This is a genomic window from Nocardia sp. NPDC058480 (assembly GCF_042720495.1).
GTDB lineage: Bacteria > Actinomycetota > Actinomycetes > Mycobacteriales > Mycobacteriaceae > Nocardia.
The window spans coordinates 52,347-68,551 of sequence record NZ_JBHXMN010000008.1; the positions used below are offsets into that span (position 1 = coordinate 52,347).

20 protein-coding genes are annotated in these 16,205 nt (G+C 66.5%); 10 read left to right on the top strand and 10 right to left on the bottom strand.

Annotation, left to right across the window (positions count from 1 at the left end):
• Positions 1–62: 62 nt before the first annotated feature.
• Positions 63–929: a recombinase family protein gene (locus ACFWO8_RS20030; protein ID WP_378953111.1), complete on the bottom strand. Its 867-nt coding sequence runs from the start codon at positions 927–929 to the stop codon at positions 63–65.
• A 289-nt stretch (positions 930–1,218) separates the two neighbouring features.
• Here ACFWO8_RS20030 and ACFWO8_RS20035 point away from each other — a divergent pair, with 289 nt between their 5' ends.
• Entirely contained in the window at positions 1,219–1,956 is a 738-nt protein-coding gene (locus ACFWO8_RS20035) for a class I SAM-dependent methyltransferase (protein ID WP_378953113.1), read from the top strand.
• Positions 1,957–2,075: 119 nt separating this feature from the next.
• On the opposite strand, the gene ACFWO8_RS20040 is transcribed toward ACFWO8_RS20035, so the two are convergent.
• From ACFWO8_RS20040 to ACFWO8_RS20050, 3 genes are all read right to left on the bottom strand, one after another.
• Positions 2,076–2,270 (bottom strand): hypothetical protein, encoded by a 195-nt coding sequence (locus ACFWO8_RS20040; protein WP_378953115.1) that lies wholly within the window; start codon positions 2,268–2,270, stop codon positions 2,076–2,078.
• 265 nt (positions 2,271–2,535) lie between these two features.
• Positions 2,536–2,706: a hypothetical protein gene (locus ACFWO8_RS20045; protein WP_378953117.1), complete on the bottom strand. Its 171-nt coding sequence runs from the start codon at positions 2,704–2,706 to the stop codon at positions 2,536–2,538.
• Positions 2,703–2,933, bottom strand: a complete 231-nt coding sequence (locus ACFWO8_RS20050) for a hypothetical protein (protein ID WP_378953119.1) — start codon at positions 2,931–2,933, stop codon at positions 2,703–2,705. Before ACFWO8_RS20050 ends, ACFWO8_RS20045 begins: the two co-directional genes overlap by 4 nt.
• A 335-nt stretch (positions 2,934–3,268) precedes the next feature.
• Between ACFWO8_RS20050 and ACFWO8_RS20055 the strand changes: the two genes are divergently transcribed.
• Positions 3,269–4,474, top strand: a complete 1,206-nt coding sequence (locus ACFWO8_RS20055; protein WP_378953121.1) for a helix-turn-helix domain-containing protein — start codon at positions 3,269–3,271, stop codon at positions 4,472–4,474.
• Positions 4,475–4,760: 286 nt separating this feature from the next.
• Here the strand turns inward: ACFWO8_RS20055 and ACFWO8_RS20060 are convergent, their stop codons facing one another.
• Positions 4,761–5,183, bottom strand: coding sequence for a hypothetical protein (locus tag ACFWO8_RS20060; protein WP_378953123.1), 423 nt, complete (start codon positions 5,181–5,183; stop codon positions 4,761–4,763).
• 170 nt (positions 5,184–5,353) lie between these two features.
• On the opposite strand from ACFWO8_RS20060, the gene ACFWO8_RS20065 reads away from it, so the two are divergent.
• Together ACFWO8_RS20065 and ACFWO8_RS20070 are read left to right on the top strand one after the other, a co-directional pair.
• The gene (locus ACFWO8_RS20065; protein WP_378953125.1) at positions 5,354–6,301 is read left to right on the top strand and encodes an SPFH domain-containing protein; all 948 of its coding nucleotides are present in this window, start codon (positions 5,354–5,356) and stop codon (positions 6,299–6,301) included.
• Complete coding sequence (locus ACFWO8_RS20070) at positions 6,298–7,149, top strand: hypothetical protein (protein ID WP_378953127.1); 852 nt, start codon at positions 6,298–6,300, stop codon at positions 7,147–7,149. The genes ACFWO8_RS20065 and ACFWO8_RS20070 overlap by 4 nt, the downstream gene beginning before the upstream one ends.
• On the opposite strand, the gene ACFWO8_RS20075 is transcribed toward ACFWO8_RS20070, so the two are convergent.
• From ACFWO8_RS20075 to ACFWO8_RS20085, 3 genes are all read right to left on the bottom strand, one after another.
• A complete protein-coding gene (locus ACFWO8_RS20075; protein ID WP_378953129.1) occupies positions 7,081–7,695 on the bottom strand; it encodes a type II toxin-antitoxin system VapC family toxin in 615 nt (204 codons plus the stop codon). The genes ACFWO8_RS20070 and ACFWO8_RS20075 overlap by 69 nt on opposite strands.
• The gene (locus ACFWO8_RS20080) at positions 7,692–7,931 is read right to left on the bottom strand and encodes a type II toxin-antitoxin system Phd/YefM family antitoxin (RefSeq protein ID WP_378953131.1); all 240 of its coding nucleotides are present in this window, start codon (positions 7,929–7,931) and stop codon (positions 7,692–7,694) included. The genes ACFWO8_RS20075 and ACFWO8_RS20080 overlap by 4 nt, the downstream gene beginning before the upstream one ends.
• Before the next feature lie 107 nt (positions 7,932–8,038).
• Positions 8,039–8,293 (bottom strand): OB-fold domain-containing protein, encoded by a 255-nt coding sequence (locus ACFWO8_RS20085; RefSeq protein ID WP_378953550.1) that lies wholly within the window; start codon positions 8,291–8,293, stop codon positions 8,039–8,041.
• On the opposite strand from ACFWO8_RS20085, the gene ACFWO8_RS20090 reads away from it, so the two are divergent.
• Positions 8,226–8,384: a hypothetical protein gene (locus ACFWO8_RS20090; protein ID WP_378953562.1), complete on the top strand. Its 159-nt coding sequence runs from the start codon at positions 8,226–8,228 to the stop codon at positions 8,382–8,384. The genes ACFWO8_RS20085 and ACFWO8_RS20090 overlap by 68 nt on opposite strands.
• A gap of 300 nt (positions 8,385–8,684) precedes the next feature.
• Positions 8,685–11,000, top strand: a complete 2,316-nt coding sequence (locus tag ACFWO8_RS20095) for an ATP-binding protein (protein WP_378953133.1) — start codon at positions 8,685–8,687, stop codon at positions 10,998–11,000.
• Between the two features lie 25 nt (positions 11,001–11,025).
• Here the strand turns inward: ACFWO8_RS20095 and ACFWO8_RS20100 are convergent, their stop codons facing one another.
• Positions 11,026–12,291: a multidrug effflux MFS transporter gene (locus ACFWO8_RS20100; RefSeq protein WP_378953135.1), complete on the bottom strand. Its 1,266-nt coding sequence runs from the start codon at positions 12,289–12,291 to the stop codon at positions 11,026–11,028.
• A 62-nt stretch (positions 12,292–12,353) separates the two neighbouring features.
• Here ACFWO8_RS20100 and ACFWO8_RS20105 point away from each other — a divergent pair, with 62 nt between their 5' ends.
• Together ACFWO8_RS20105 and gndA are read left to right on the top strand one after the other, a co-directional pair.
• A complete protein-coding gene (locus ACFWO8_RS20105; RefSeq protein ID WP_378953137.1) occupies positions 12,354–12,800 on the top strand; it encodes a MarR family winged helix-turn-helix transcriptional regulator in 447 nt (148 codons plus the stop codon).
• Between the two features lie 166 nt (positions 12,801–12,966).
• On the top strand, positions 12,967–14,412 hold the full coding sequence (gene gndA / locus ACFWO8_RS20110; RefSeq protein WP_378953139.1) for an NADP-dependent phosphogluconate dehydrogenase: 1,446 nt from the start codon (positions 12,967–12,969) through the stop codon (positions 14,410–14,412).
• Positions 14,413–14,508: 96 nt separating this feature from the next.
• On the opposite strand, the gene ACFWO8_RS20115 is transcribed toward gndA, so the two are convergent.
• Positions 14,509–14,688 (bottom strand): hypothetical protein, encoded by a 180-nt coding sequence (locus ACFWO8_RS20115; RefSeq protein WP_378953141.1) that lies wholly within the window; start codon positions 14,686–14,688, stop codon positions 14,509–14,511.
• A 133-nt stretch (positions 14,689–14,821) separates the two neighbouring features.
• Between ACFWO8_RS20115 and ACFWO8_RS20120 the strand changes: the two genes are divergently transcribed.
• Both ACFWO8_RS20120 and ACFWO8_RS20125 read left to right on the top strand, forming a co-directional pair.
• Positions 14,822–15,628 (top strand): DUF6585 family protein, encoded by an 807-nt coding sequence (locus tag ACFWO8_RS20120; protein ID WP_378953143.1) that lies wholly within the window; start codon positions 14,822–14,824, stop codon positions 15,626–15,628.
• Positions 15,629–15,771: 143 nt separating this feature from the next.
• On the top strand, positions 15,772–16,086 hold the full coding sequence (locus tag ACFWO8_RS20125; RefSeq protein WP_378953145.1) for a WXG100 family type VII secretion target: 315 nt from the start codon (positions 15,772–15,774) through the stop codon (positions 16,084–16,086).
• Positions 16,087–16,205: the final 119 nt, after the last annotated feature.

Genomic DNA, 16,205 nt, shown 5'->3' on the forward strand with positions numbered 1-16,205 from the left:
CGTCTCGGGTGTGGAAGGGCCAGCACGGGAAGTGCCAGAACCCCGTGTCGACTCGGAGGTGATCAACCTATCGGCGCGCTGGTCCGATCGTGCTCGCGCAACAGCCGCAGGACGGTGGCCGGTGAGGGGTGCTGGCCCTTCTTCTTGCCCTTGGTGATAACCAAGCGGGCAGCGATGTCGCGCAGGCTGTGGTTGTTGCTACGCAGGTGCAACGCCATGGAGAGCATGGCGTCATCGACCACGGCGGCGCCGCCGATGGTTTTGCCGCGCTGGCGGGCGGATTCGTGGCCTTCGAGGGTGCGGTCACGGATGTATTCGCGTTCCATCCCGGACAGGGCGGCCAGCACGGTGAACACCACCCCGGACGGGTCGTGGGAGCCCTGGAGTTCGCCGGTGAGGAATTCCAGGCCGATGCTGGCGGCTTTGAGCTGTTCGGCCAGGGCAGCGAGTTCGATTCCGCGGCCGAGGCGTTTGTGCTCGTGCACGACCAGGGTGACCGCGGCGCCGGAGGCGCGGATCTCCCGCGCCAAGGCCACAGCGCGGTCGAGTTCCGGTCGGATGAGGGCGCGGGTGGAGATCTTCTCGGAGAAGATCCTGCCGATGCCGGCGGCGCGTAGGGAATCGAGTTGGGTGTCGAGGGACTGGCGCACGGTGGAGGCGCGGGCGTAGCCGATACGCACGTGCCCGCCCGTGGCGGTGACCGTCGCGGCCGGGCGCGGTAGCTCGGTCCACACCGTTCCGGGCTTGCGCACCGCGGGGGTGGCGACGTTGAGCACCTTGGCGAGTGAGGGCACGAGGCGGAAGCGGGCGGTGTGGTAGCCGATGGCGACTTTGCCCTTGCCGGTCCGGCACGGTGACCCGGCCGAGGCGGCGCAACTCGACATCGGGCAGTCGTGGACCTCCACGCGGAGGAAATCGTCGTCACTCACCCACACAGTGTTTCATAGGTACGTTTCATTACGATAGACATTTGCAACAACCTATGAAACGAGAAACGCGCTGGATGCCGACCGCGACTGCCGGTGTTTCATAGGTGATTACCTATGAAACACCCGATGCTGAGGCTTGCCGAACCAGTGGACGCGGCGGCGACCCGACTGGCGCCCCCGTCGTCGTGTTGAGTGGGGGTGATGGTCTGGCGCGCAAAGGAACTCAGATTCTGCACGTGGACAGGGAGCGTTCAGGCCCATCCGCTACTGCCGTGTTAGCGTCGGCCACGTGGGGACAACAACGCAGCGAACTGACTCCGGCGGCGCGGCCGCATACGACCCGATCGCCAGGGCCTACGCCGAGGAGAACGCGACGAGCCTCCTCAACGAGTACTACAACCGGCCCGCGATCCGGAACCTACTCGGCGACGTGACGGGTAAGCATGTGCTGGACGCCGGGTGCGGCTCCGGTCCCACGCTCGTCGACCTCATCGAAGGCGGAGCGACTGCGGTCGGAATCGACGGCAGCCAAGCCCTGATCGACATCGCCACAGACAGAGTCGGGGGCGCCGCCGAGCTACACGTCGGGGACCTGGCTGCCCCTCTTCCATTCAGCGACAGCACCTTCGACGACGTTGTCTGTTCCCTCGCGCTGCACTACCTCGAAGACTGGCGCTCCCCGCTGGCGGAGATGCGCCGCGTGCTCAAGCCCGGAGGCCGCCTAATCCTCTCGGTGGAGCACCCGCTGGTCATGTGGTTCACGCAACTTCAGGCCGGCGAGACCACCAACTACTTCGCCACGCGCCAACGCAAGGTGACCGATATGGCCGGGCAGACCGCAGACCTCACATTCTGGGATCGGTCCTTGTCAACCATGTTCCAGACATTCTCCGACAGCGGATTCCGTATCACCCGCCTGGAGGAACCGGCACCTGCCCCGGAAGCGGTGGAGCGGTTCCCCGAGTTCTTCCAGGACCGTGAGGACCCCAGGTTCCTGGCCTTCCTGTTCCTGGTGTTGGAGGCCTAACTCCTACGCTGCGACAAGCCAGTTCTGGGCAATCAGCGCGCCGCGCACCGCTTCTGCGATCGTCTCATCCAGCTGCCCGGCACTTCTCTCCCGGAGAGCACACGCGTCGTGCGGATTGCTCAACGATCCAGCCGAGCGCGCAGTTGTGCCAGATCGTCGGGAGTGAACAGACTCGCCGCCAGGTCATCTGTTGCGTGCCGCGGCGGTTCGTCAGTGAATTCGGTGAGCTGGCGCGCGACCTCACAGGGGTCGTGTCCATACAGGACCAGCAGCGCCTCGGTTTCGGCGCGGGTCCGCACGAACTCCGGCGGCATGCCGGTGCAGACACCGCTGTCAGACGACCGCCGCGCCGCCTTGGTGTGGGACGTGTGTCTACACGTGTGCGATCGACCAGACATCGCCAACGCACCCGGGCGAGACAAGATGTTGTCGGTAGTATGCCAACTGGTCTTGGGGTCGGCAGAACAACCCGACGCCTTGACGATCGTGATCCACGGAGGGGGACATGGCGAGTCCCCGATAACGTGACCACCCGGAACCAGAGCGGACAAGTTCGAACATTCACAGCGGGTCGGCCGATCACCACGGCGGAGGTCGGCGGTGACCGAGATGGCCTTCGGTCTCAGACTCCGCCCGCCGCCGGATCGCGTCCACGGTGCGCTCCGGCGCGACGGGTTCGGGCCACACGATCACCCCGAACAGCACGAGCAGCGGCAGGCCGATCGCGATGGCGAACCCCAGCGCGGTCACCCGTCAGCCTTCTCGCCTGCCAGGTTCAGCACCGGCGGTTGATCGTCGCGCGCTTCGGCCGCCGTAAGCCAATCGGCCACGTTGTCCAGCGACCCCGTGACGACCACGCGGAACGGGCTGTACAACTCCCAGCCATAGGGCGGTTCGTGCGCCTTGCGGATCGCCATCGACCGCAGCGCGGCCCGTTCGGTCAGTTTGTCCAGGCGGGGCTGTATCGCGCCGCTCACGATGTCCGCCGCTTCGGTTCCCACCGATCGAGCGCGGCGAGTAGCCGCCGGATCACTTCGGGTGGCGCGACTTCTACTGGGTGCGGTCGTTTCGTGTGCGGCGTGGGCTGAGGCAGTGTCACGGGTCCCCCTGGTGGGTGTCAGGTCAGTGCGCCCACCGCCGCAGAGCTTTCGCCATCGTCCCGCAGCTCGCTGCGCCCGATGTGCCGAGCAGCGTTGCCCGGCATACCCCGGCGGTGGGGCTGAGACCAAGCTTTCCGCTGACGGGTTCCAGGTAGAACCGTTCTTCGGCTACAGCGCGTCTACAACTCCATTGCGCGGCTACCGTGTGTTGTATGGAATCCGGCCCACCCCCCGCAGTCGTCGGGGCACAGCTCCGCGCGGCCCGTGAGGCAGCGGGGTTCAGCCTGGCCGAACTAGCCGACCGAGTGGCCTACAGCCGGGCCGCGCTGGGCCACTATGAGACCGGGCGGCGCGTACCCACTGCCGATGTTCTGGCGGAGTATCGACGCGCGTGCGGCCTGCTGGACGCGGTCACGACGGCGGAAGCGCTGGGCCGAGCCGACCTGGACCGGCGGGGGTTTCTCCGCTCCGCTGCCTACAGTGCGTCACTCGCTGCCACGGCCCTGCTGCCGATGCCCGAACACGCGCGCCTGGCGGCCATCGGTGACGGCACCGGTACCGGCGCGGCTGACGTGGCGGCGGTGCGCGGCGTGACCGATGCCCTGCTCCGGTTCGATGAAGTCCGTGGCGGCGGGTCCGGGCGTCTCGCGATGACGGCGTTTCTGTCGACCGACGTTTCCGCCCTGCTCCGGTCCCGATTCGCCGACGCTCACATTCGTGCCGACGCATTCAGCGCGGCATCGGAACTGGCCTACGCAATCGGGTTCAGTTCGCACGATGTCGGCGCGGACGGGGCGGCGCTGCGGTATTTCCTGGCCGCGCTGCGGTTGGCCGAGGAATCCGGCGTGCCCGGTCAGGATGGTTTCGTGCTGCGGATCATCGCCTTGCACGCTGATGATGTGGGCGTGCCGCAGCACAGCATCGAGCTGGCCGAGCGCGCGGTATCGCGGGCACGCGGGCACGTCGACGTGGATGCGATGGCGGTGTTCGATGTCGCGCTCGCTCGCATGTACGCCGAAGGCGGAGACCACCGCGCGGCGCGGGAGACGCTGCGCGGGATTGATCCGTGGCTCACGCCGACCACGACGACGGAGTTGCCGCGCTGGCTGTCGCTGTTCTGCCCGAACAAGGCATCGGTCAGCCGACAGGCGTCGAAGGCGTTCGCCGCGCTCGGTGATCTGAGTGAGGCCGAGCGGCAGTTGGATATGAGCGCGGCGGCCTGGAACCCGGAGACTCACACCCGGATTCGCGCGCTGAGTGAAATCGAGACCGGGCTACTGCGCTGGAAACTCGGACGGCACGAGGACGCGGCCCGATTGTGGCGGGCAGCGCTGCCGGTGGTGGCCGGTGTCGATTCGGACCGCACCCGCAAGGCGGTCGCCAAGGTCTCTGCCGTTGCCCCGGAGATGGCAGTGTGACCTTGCCAACCGGGGCTGTGCTGCGCAGGTCATGGCCATGTTCTGAGATTCAGCCATCTTGCCGAGATCTTGCCGAGACAGGCACGCATAGCCTGGACAGGGCGGCACAGCCTGGACGCTATACCGCCCCGGACCTGGACAGGTTGGACAGGTACCCGCCCGCTGGAAATCCCCTGCGACACCGGCAGTGTGGGTGTCAGGGGCTCGAGTCCCTACCTTTTTGTTCGACTATTCCCGCGGTTACCCCGCGGCAAGGCGAGGTATCGGCCAGGGCCGGACTCGATGGTTAGCTGGAACCGCTGGGTAGCAGTCCCGCCGAGCCGCTGCCGAGCTGGGCGTCTCCGGTGATCTCGACGACAAGGGTCTTGGTGGAGGAGCCCTGGGTGGCCACGATCGTGTAGGTGCCCTTGGCCGGCGGGCGCCAGGTGCCGCGGACCGCGCTGCGCTCCCGGTCCGGGTAGTCCAGGCGCTCAGGCGAACTGAGTTCGCGGCCGTTGATCGTCACGGTGGCGGGTAGTGCGTAGTCGGGGCCGAACATCCGGGCCATGACGCTGCAGTTGGCGCCCACATAGTCGCAGGCGACGGGGATTTCGCTGTTACCCCAGGCGGAGATGGTGATGTCCTCCACCTCTGCCGATGCCGCGGGAGCCAGGATGGCCGGGAGAACGAGTGCGCCCGCCGCGAGGGCGGTCAGTCCTGCGATTCGCATGGGTTCGGTGGTCCTTCGCATTGATGTGGTCGGCCCCGGTGCTCGCCCGGAAACCGCCTGAAGCGGTAGCGTTCCACAGTTTTCGCGGGGCCGGTACCCCGAAAACCCAGGGCTTGCCGCTGAGCCGAAGACTAGTTATAGTCAATATGACCATAACTAAGGAGAAGGCGATGGCAGACATCAGTGGCTACCCCGGACTGCGGCATCTCAGGGGAGCCCCGACCGTCCATGTCAGGCATGTCCGCCGGGGCAAGGTCCTGCACGACGGCACCGGACTGAGCTTCTGGTTCCGTCCGAGCACCGCGGTCCTCAGTGAGGTTCCGGTGGCCGACCGAGAGCTTCCGATGCTGTTCCACGCCCGCACCCGCGACTACCAGGACGTCACCGTCCAGCTCACGGTCACCTACCGCTGCACCGATCCCGAGACGGCGACGAGCAGGATCGACTTCTCGATCGACCCCGACACGGGAACTTGGCGCCAGGACCCGCTGAGCCAGATCGCGAACACCCTCACCGAGAACACGCAGCAACACGCCCTCGAGGTGCTCGCCACGCTCGACCTCGAGACCGCCATCCGCACCGGCGTCGACAAGGTCAAGGAAGCCACCACGCGCAAGCTGACCGCGGCTCACATCGGGCTGGAGATCATCGACATCCGCGTCGTCGCGATCCGCCCCGACGCGGAGATGGAGAAGGCGCTCCAGACCACGATCCGCGAGAAGGTTCAGCAGGAAGCGGACAGAGCGACCTTCGAGCGGCGCGCGCTCGCCGTCGAACGCGAGCGCGCGATCAGCGAGAACGAACTGCAGAGCCAGATCGAGCTGGCGAAGCGGGAGGAACTCCTGGTCGTCCAGCGCGGCGCGAACGCGCTCAGGAAGGCGCAGGACCAGGCCAGGGCAGGCAGGGTCGCCGACGACGCCAAAGCCGACGGCATCCGCAAGCTCGCCGAGGCCGAGGCCGCCGGTGAGAAGGCGCGTCTGGACGCGTACCGGGATATTCCCCAGGAAACGCTCTACGCGCTGGCCGCCAAGGAACTCGCGGGCAACCTGCCGGAGATCGGCAGCATCACCCTGACGCCGGACATGATCGCGCCGATCCTGCAACGGCTCACCCGATGAGCCTGGCTCCGCGAATCGTGCTGGTGCACCGGCGCACCGAGCTGTCCGAGCTGCTGGCACGGCACGGAACGCGCGGGCAGGTGGAGTTCTTCCTGAGGTCACGGAGTAGATCGCTGGACGAGGTGGCCGAGCGTGACCGGCGGAACCGCGCGGCGTTGGCCGAGGTCAGTGGTGCGATTCCGCTGGGATGGCGACGCGGCATGGTCGAGCGGGAGGACCTGTCGCGGTTCCTGTTCGCGCCCGAGGACATCGTCGTGATCGTCGGGCAGGACGGGCTGGTCGCCAACGTGGCCAAATATCTCGACGGCCAGGCCGTCATCGGCATCAGCCCGGAGCCGGGTGTGCTCGCCGCGCACACCCCCGCCGACGCGGCAGAACTCCTGCACTGCACCGGCGACACCGACGACCTCACGATGGTCGAGGCGAGAACCGACGACGGACAGACACTGCACGCGCTCAACGAGATCTACCTCGGCCATCCGAGCCACCAGACCAGCCGCTACCGCATCCACAACGAACGCCAGGCATCCTCGGGCGTCCTCGTCGGCAGCGGCACGGGCGCCACCGGCTGGTGCTCATCGACGCACCGCGAACGGAAAAGCCCACTGCCCCTGCCCGAACCTACCGAGCGCAGACTCGTCTGGTTCGTCAGAGAGGCATGGCCTTCACCGACCACCGGGGTCACGCACACCGAAGGCGAGATCACCGACGAAAGCCTGCACATCGACGTCGAGTCCGACGGCCTGGTGGCCTTCGGCGACGGCATCGAGCACGACGCACTACGCCTGTCCTGGGGGCAGCGGTTGAGTGTCGGACTCGCCGCCACCCGACTCCGCCTCGTGCGCTGAGGCACTTCGGTCAGCGGGGTGTTCGGGTTGTAGGACGTTGGCCTCACCCAACACAAAAGGCCCGGCCATAGGGCCGGACCTTTTGTAGTTCTTCCACCGCCGCCGAACGTCGTTTGCCGGATCGTCAGTGTGATTCCAAGGGTTGATGACAGGCACGCCCATCGGCTCGAAGTCTTTGACATTACGAGTCACCACCGTCATACCGTGCTCGTTCGCCGTTGCCGCGATCATCGCATCGCGCTCGGGGCGAGGATCCGGCACGTGCAACCGTGCGGCGCGTCGACCCACGGCCACGTCGAGTGGCAGGATTCGGTTCGCGAATACGTCCAGCACATCGTCTTCGAGCCACCTGCGCAGCCGACTGCCTTGGGCGGAGTCGCGGCGTTCTATCCGGCAGATGCCGACTTCGACCTCCATGATCGTGACAACGCTCAGAAACAGGTCGGATGGTCGCCGTTGCGCCGCCCATGAGCGCACCGCTGGGTCCACGGACTGTGGCGATTTGCGCAACTCGCTGATGACGTTGGTATCGAGGAGAAAAGTCACAGGTCCGCGACCCTCAGCTCCACCTGCAGTGGCGCCGGTTCGAACTCGATTTCGTCATCCATGCTCAGCCGGGAAACAAGATCCTGACTGTCGGCCTTCAGTCGTCGATAGTCGTCGATAGACAAGAGCACAAAAGCATCCTCGCCCCGATCCGTGATCACCACCGGCCCCTCAGTCGCAGCCCGTTTCGCAGCGCTGACATCCTGGTTGAATTCTCGAGCACTCATCGAAGACATGGCAGCGACTCCTAATGTAGGTACGTACCTACGATACCTCGGCTTGTGGTCGCCGCCAATAGTTCCAAGGGTGAAGGTGGCCGACTCGTCGCCCAGAGCAAGCCTGGTCAGGCGTCGATACGGTTGGCGGACCGGCGCTGGTCGCCCGACGTTCGGTGACCGGCACTCACCGCGAATACCGGGAATCCGTCGTCCCTGGGACACGGCTGGAATTGCACACGCACCGGGCAGTTCCGGGGCGGGAGCTCGCCTTCGATGGAGGTGTAGACCCACGGGCCCTCGTCGAGTTCGACAATGGCGATCGTCAACGGCTGTACGCCGCGCATTCCGGTCGCGGCGCGATCCACGACCCGCCAGGACACGATCGAACCGGCGCCCGACGACGGCAGCCACTCGAGGCTGCCGGATGTGCAGGAGGAGCAGCCGACCGTCACCGCCGCGAACAGCGTGTAGCAGCAGGTGCACCGGCGAATCATCAGTATGTCTTCCACGTGCTGTGTGTTGTCTTCGCTGGTGACGGCTGGATCGGGTGGGTACATCGGACCTCCGGGAAATGATGCTGACCTCGCTACAGCGTCCTCCGACCACGGCGTCGCGGGGACGGTCGATATACCCGTTTTTCGGAAATCGGTTTATTTCTGAAGCCGGCGCATAGCAGGTGGCGGGGCCGTGGCTCGATCGGGTTCTGTCCTGGTCGACACGGCGTAACCTGGCGTTCTAGACCGTTCCGCCACCGAATGCGAGGCATGCTCGATGCCGCCAACCAGTCAGGGCGCGCTGGGAAATCTCCCCGCGGAATTGACTCAATTCGTCGGCCGAGGACGTGAGATCGTCGAGGTCAGACAGTTGATGTCGCAGGCGCGGCTGGTGACGTTGACCGGTATCGGCGGGGTAGGCAAGACCCGGTTGGCGATTCGGGCAGCCGAGGAGGTGCGCCGAGCGTTCGAGGACGGGGTCTGGCTGGTCGAGTTCGGCAAGGTTCGCGAGCCGGATCTGGTGGCCGGGGCTGCCGCGTCCGCACTGAAACTGGCTGGGCCGACCGCCCAGACGCCGCAGGAGCTGCTCGTCGACTTCGTCGCCACGCGCCATCTGCTCCTGGTGCTAGACAACTGCGAGCACCTGGTGGACGCGATCGCCTCGCTGGCCGAATCGCTGCTGCGTGCCGGGCCACGATTGCACATCCTGGCGACCAGCCGGGAGCCGGTCGGCGTCGGTGGGGAGGTGGTGGTCCCGGTGCCGCCGCTGTCGGTTCCCGGGGCGGAGCGGTCGCCGAGCTTGCGCGCGATGTTGCGGTGTGACGCCGTCGCGCTGTTCGTCGACCGCGCGCGCTCCGCGGTCCCCGGTTTCGAGCTGACCGAAGACAGCAAGATCACCGTCGCACGCATATGCCGGCGACTCGAGGGCCTGCCGCTGCCCATCGAGTTGACAGCGGCCCGGCTGCGGGCGATGTCACCGGAGCAGATCCTGCAACGGCTGACCGACCGATATCGACTGCTGACCGGTGGCGGCCGCGCGGCGCCGACCCGTCAACAGACGCTGCGCCAGTGCATCGACTGGAGCTACGACCTGCTGACCGACCGGGAGCGGGAGCTGTGGGCGCGGGTGACGGTGTTCACGGGCGGCTTCGAGTTGGATGCCGCGGAGGCGATCTGCGGTGACGGATTCGATCCCGGCGATGTGCTCGACCTGGTGGGCTCGCTGGTGGACAAGTCGGTCTTGATCCGTGAGTCCCGCGGTGACGGCGGCGTCCGGTACCGAATGCTCGAAACGCTGCGCGAGTACGGCCGGGAACGGTTGCGCGACAGCGGTGACGAGAAGACGTTGCAGCGCCGCCACCGAGACTGGTTCGAACGCCTGGCGCTGCGGGCCTACACCGCATGGATGGGGCCTGAACAGCGGGAATGGATCGATCGGCTGCACCGGGAACAGCCCAACCTGCGTGAGGCGATGGAGTTCTGCCTGGCCGAGCCCGACGAGGCGGGATCGGCCGAACGGATCGCGGTGGCCCTCTACGAGTTCTGGGTCGCGCGGCAGCGGGCCAGCGAGGCCCGGTATTGGCTCGGGCGCGTGTTGGAGAGCACAAGCGGGGCCACGTTGCAGCACATCGCGGCACTGTGCGCGGACACTGTGCTGGCCGCGATGCAGACAGACATCCAGTCCGGGTCCGCGCGAATCGAACAAGCACGTTCGTTGGCTGAGGGCAGCGGCGACGAGGTGTTGTGCGCGTACGTCGATGGTGCGGATGGATTGCTGTCGCTGTTCTCCGGTGACCTCACCGGTGCGCGGACACAGCTCGAGCGAGCCGTGCCGGGGTTCGAGGCAGCCGGTGATGTCTTGCATCAGGTGTCGAGCTTGCTCGGTCTCGGCGTCGCGTGCGGTCTGCTGCAGGAAACGGACCGCGCCACGGCTTGTCAGGAGCGGGCGCTGGCGCTCACCACCGCGCATGGCGAGTCGGTCTACCGGTCCTATGCCGTCGCACAGCTCGCCTATACGACGGTCGAGCGCGGCGACCTCGAGCGTGGGACGGTGCTGGTCAAGGAGAGTCTGCGGGTTTCCCGGATGATCGACGATTGGCTGGGTGTCGCGAGCTGTCTGGCGACCTTGGCCTTTGTCGCGGCCGAGCAGGGCCAGGCGCAACGGGCCGCTGTGCTCGTCGGCGCCGCCATGGCGGTCGGCGAATCCGTTGGTAGCCAGGTGGTCAGCATTCTCGAGATGTTCCGCCACCACACCCAGGCGCAACAGAACGCCACTGATGCGCTCGGGCAGCGCGCCTTCGAGGTCGCGCTGCGCCGGGGCCACGATCTCGACATCGACACGGCGCTCGCCTACGCACTCGAGGAGGATCCGTCAGCGGCGGCGGAGGTTCCCGCCGCGATGGCCGTACTGACCCGCCGCGAGAAGCAGATAGCCGAACTCGTCGCGGAGGGCCTGACCAACCGGGCCATCGCGGAGAAACTCGTCATCTCACAGCGCACGGCCGCAGGCCACGTCGAGCACATCCTGAGCAAACTGCACTTCGCGACCCGCGCACAGGTCGCGGCGTGGGTGGTCGCTCACCATCGAACGTAGCCATCCACGCCGGCGATTTCTGCCGCTAGGCGACCTCGGCGGTGGATCGTTCGCTGGTCAGCGTGAGCGCGGCCAGTGCGACGACCGCGCTGACGACCATGGCAATCGCCATCGGGACGGCCGTGTGTTCGCCGCCGATGCCGACGAGCGGCGAGATCACCGCGGCTAGGAGGAACTGGAGTGCTCCCAGAATGGCTGAACCGGTGCCCGCGGCTCGGCGTGCCTGCCCGAGCGCCAACGTCGTTGCGTTGGCGATGACCAGACCGAGGCTGCCCATCGAACACCACAGCAGGGCGAGCGTGGCCCACAGCGCGGGTCCGACGAGGCTGTTGACCAGCATCAACGCCGAGACCGCGACCAGCAGCACGAGTCCTATCCGTAGCGTCGCGCGATCACCGAAGCGGGCTACGAGCCCGCCGTTGGCGATGCTGAAAAGGACAAGACCCAGTGCGTTGGCGGTGAAAGCGAGCGAATACCAGGTGGTCGACAATCCATGGACGTCCTGCAGGACGAACGGTGAGGCGGAGATGTACGCGAACATCACGCCGAAAGCGAACGCGTAGGCCAGCGTGTAGCCGAGATATCGACGGTTGCGCAGGACGGTGCGGGCATCGCGCAACGTCGCCGCGGCCCCGCCGGTTGTTCGCCGTTCTTTCGGGTGGCTCTCGGGCACCATCGTCAGCACGCACACGAACATCAGCACCGACAGCGCGGCCAGCGCCCAGAACACTCCGCGCCAGCCGCTGCCCGCGACGATGGCGCCACCGAGCAGGGGGGCGATGATCGGGGCGATGGCGTTGACGACGATCAGCAGGCCGAACAGTTTCGCCGCGGCGGCGCCCTGAGCCCGGTCGGAGATGACGGCCCGGCCGAGCACAATGCCCGCGGCGCCGGCAAATCCCTGGATAAAGCGTGCTCCGGCCAGCACCTCGATGGTGGGGGCGAGCGCGCATGCCGCGCTGAACAGCGCGGTGACGAGGGTGCCCGCGAGTAGCAGCGGACGCCGGCCGTAGCGGTCCGACAGCGGCCCGATGACGAGTTGCCCGAGGGCGAGACCGATCAGGAACGCGGTGAGCGTCAGCTGGATCGCTGACGCGCTGGTGTCGAATTCCGCTGCCATCTGGGGGAATGCGGGCAGATACATGTCGATGGCCAGCGGTGCGACAGCTGCCAGCAGCGTCAGCGTCGCGATCAGCTTCGCCGGAAAGTGGGTGGGCCGGTCTTCGCCGGGGGTAACCGGCACCTCGATCTGCGCTACGGCAGCGAGGGTGTCCTGCGGGTGCGGGCTCACATGGTCTCTTTCTATGAAAGTATATCTAGAATTATAGATAGATTAGACGGTAGACTGCGCCCGTGTCCAAGCCCTCGCTCGATGACGTCGCACACCTCGCGCAGACGGCGCGGTCGCTGGTGTGGGCCCTGCGTCGCTTCGGTGAGCGGGAGGCGGGACTGTCCAGGCTTCCGCACTCGGAGATCGAAGTGCTCCGAACTGTCGCGGAGCGGCCGGGCAGCACGGTCTCCGAAGTCGCCCGATTCCTGGGTTTGCAGAGCAGTAATGTGAGCACCACCGTCCGCCGTCTGGTGGACCGCGGACTGCTCGACAAGCGGGCCGACCCCGAGGACGGTCGCTCCTACCGGCTGCACGAGACGGAGTTGGCCGAGCACAACAATCAGCTGATCGACGACATGTGGATCAGCGGAATCCGGCGACTCCTGGACGAGCTGAGTCCTGAGGACGCCGCGAAACTCGCTGAAGCCGCTACGTTGCTCGCGCGTCTCGGCGCGATGTCCGGCGACTGATCTGCCTCGAAAGCGAAGCTATGGCACGCCTGATTCCCCTAGCTCCGTGCAGGATCCGGTCCGGGCACCAAGTAGCTTGGCTTACAACAAGGAGCGCGCCAGGCGCGCCGCCGCGGAAGCTGTCTTCCGCACACCCACTGGACCACTCGACGAAGAGAGCTGATCAATGCCTGTCTCCACCGCGCGCGCACAAATCGGGGTCACCGGCCTGGCCGTGATGGGTAGCAATATCGCCCGCAATTTCGCCAAGCACGGCTACACCGTCGCGCTGCACAACCGTTCCGTGGCCAAGACCGACGCGCTGCTCGCCGAGCACGGTGGCGATGGCGATTTCGTCCGCACCGAGACCGTCGAGGAGTTCGTCGCGGCGCTGGAGAAGCCGCGGCGGGTGCTGATCATGGTCAAGGCGGGCGAGGCGACCGACGCCGTCATCGAGGAACTGGCCGCCGCGATGGAGCCGGGCGACATCATCATCGACGGCGGCAACGCCCTCTACACCGACACGATCCGCCGCGAGGCCGCCCTGAGTGAGCGCGGGCTGAACTTCGTCGGCGCCGGAATCTCGGGTGGCGAGGAGGGCGCGCTCAACGGTCCCGCGATCATGCCGGGCGGGCCGAAGGAGTCCTACGAGTCGCTCGGCCCGCTGCTGGAGTCGATCGCCGCGCAGGTAGACGGCACCCCGTGCTGCACCCACATCGGCCCCGACGGTTCCGGGCACTTCGTCAAGATGGTGCACAACGGCATCGAGTACGCCGACATGCAATTGATCGGCGAGGCTTATCACCTGTTCCGCGACGCGCTCGGTTTCGATGCGGGCCAGATCGCGGAGGTGTTCACCCAGTGGAACTCCGGGGACCTGGAGAGCTATCTGGTCGAGATCACCGCCGAGGTGCTCGCCCAGGTCGACGCGAAAACCGGTAAGCCGCTGGTCGACGTCATCGTCGACGCTGCCGAGCAGAAGGGCACCGGCCGCTGGACGGTCAAGTCCGCGCTCGATCTCGGTGTTCCGGTCACCGGTATCGCGGAGGCGGTCTTCGCCAGGGCGCTGTCGGGCTCCCGAGCCCAGCGCAAAGCCGCGGTGGGTCTGGCATCGGGCACACTCGCGGACAAGCCCACCGATGTCGCGCAGTTCACCGAGGACATCCGGCAGGCGCTGTACGCCTCCAAGGTCGTCGCCTACGCGCAGGGCTTCGACCAGATCGCCGCGGGCAGCGCCGAATACGGCTGGGATCTGCGCCCGGGTGATCTGGCGACGATCTGGCGCGGCGGCTGCATCATCCGGGCCCGCTTCCTGAACCGGATCAAGGACGCCTACGAACAGGACCCCGCCCTGCCGAGCCTGATCCTCGCGCCGTACTTCCGTGCGGCCATCGAGACGGCCATCGACAGCTGGCGGCGTGTGGTGTCCACCGCCACCCTGCTCGGTATCCCGGTCCCGGCCTTCGCGTCCTCGCTGTCCTACTACGACGCCCTGCGCGCCGAGCGCCTGCCGGCCGCACTCACCCAGGGCCAGCGCGATTTCTTCGGTGCGCACACCTACGAGCGCATCGACGCCGAGGGCAAATTCCACACCCTGTGGAGTGGCGACCGCAGCGAGGTCGCCGAGGGCTGAGCCGAACTCGGGTGCACCGGAGACGATCGCCCGCGAGTTCGTGAACAAACGGCCCGGCTTTCGAGCTCGGCCGTTTGTCGTTTCTCGCGGTGCGAACTACCCGGCGTTGCAGGTCGGGGTCGGGGCGGTGCCGCTGCGCCGGTCGCGCGTCCACCCGACGATCTGCGGGGTCAGGTGCTCGCTGAGCCGCAGTTCGGGGTAGAGGCGATGCCAGGTGGTCGCGTTATAGGGATTTCGCCGGTCAGTGGCCGAGTCGGGCTGAAACCCAGCTCTCATCACGATCCTGCGTATCGGCGCCGTGGGTGTCACAAGCGTGAAAGTTCCGTCAAGGACGATCGTCGGATCGAGTGTGCGCAGGGATGCTGCGGGCATGATCGGCGAGTATGGGCACAGTGGACGGTGAGCGGTCGTGACGGGGCTTCCCGGCAACGACCTCGATCTGCGCAATGCCGTCGCCGGAGCCGCCGCGCAGGCGGATCTGGGGCGGCACCGCGCGACCTATACCGCGGCGGAACCGAGCATGCGCCGACCCGCCATCGAGGCGCTCGGTGTTGTCCTGGGCACGGCGGTGACGGTGACCGGGTTCGCGATCGGAGCGGACATCCTCGGCATCCTCGGTCTCACCGTCGTGGGGATGGTCGGCGGTCGATTACTGTTCGATCTGCTGCGGCTGGGGTATGTCAACAGCCGCAATCACAATGCGCGACTGAGCCTGTACGAGCACGGACTCATCGTGATCGTGCGGGGGGCTCCACGGACCATTCGCTACGACACCACCACGCTGAAGCGCAATATCGTCCAGCTTGTGAGTAGTCCAGCACCGGAACAGGTTTCGCACGCTTACACGCTCACCGACGTCATTGGCGATCCGATTGTGATGCGGCACGCGATCGCTCATCCGGAGAAATGGGGTCCGGCGATCGACAGGGCCGTTACGGCCGCGCAATTGCCTCGGGCGATCGCGGTTCTCGAGGCGGGTGGACAACTCGACTTCGAACACTTCTGGATGACGTCGACGCGGATCGGTTCCGGGAAGCGATCGGCGGCCTGGTTGCGGGTGACCGATGTCGAGGTGAGTAAGGGGTGGGTGAGCATCCATGTCACCGGACAGGCCGCACCACTGGAATCGCTTCCGGTGAGCCTGATTCCGAACTTCACCGTATTTCTGACGCTGGCCCAGCGGATGCGCGCGAAGTATGGCCCGTCGCTGTCGTAGTGCGACCGTCAACGTTGCGTCAAGACGAGAATGATTGTCCTGCAACGTTTATCAAGGAAGCGTCAATACTCGGTGGTGAATCTTTCCCGCCCCGGGCACCGGTGCCATCGTCTGAGATCGAATCATCGGTGAAAGGGCTAGGCGTGGCATCGAAAGTCGGGGTAACCCCGGAGCAAATGCGTGGTGCGGCAGGCAAAATGGGTGATCTGCGCGATCGAATGCGCGAGATCCTCACCAACTTGGAGACTTCGCTGGACGCCAAGGGGGCGCCCTGGGGCGGCGACGGTTACGGCAGCACGTTCGCGGACGGCGATCAGGGTTATGTCGCGGCACGGGAGAACCTCATCGAGGGGCTCGGTAATACTGCCAAGACCTTCGACTCGTACTCCGATGGGCAGTACAAGGCCGCGGAGTTACTGGCCCGGACCGAACAGCGGTCGACAGACTCGTTCCAGTAACGCATGTCCATCACTCTTCCCGGTGAGCTGGAATGGCTCGGCTGGATCGCCGGATCGGATTGGCCCGACGGCGATGAAGATCAGATGTGGGCGATCGCGCAGGACTGGCGCACAGCCGC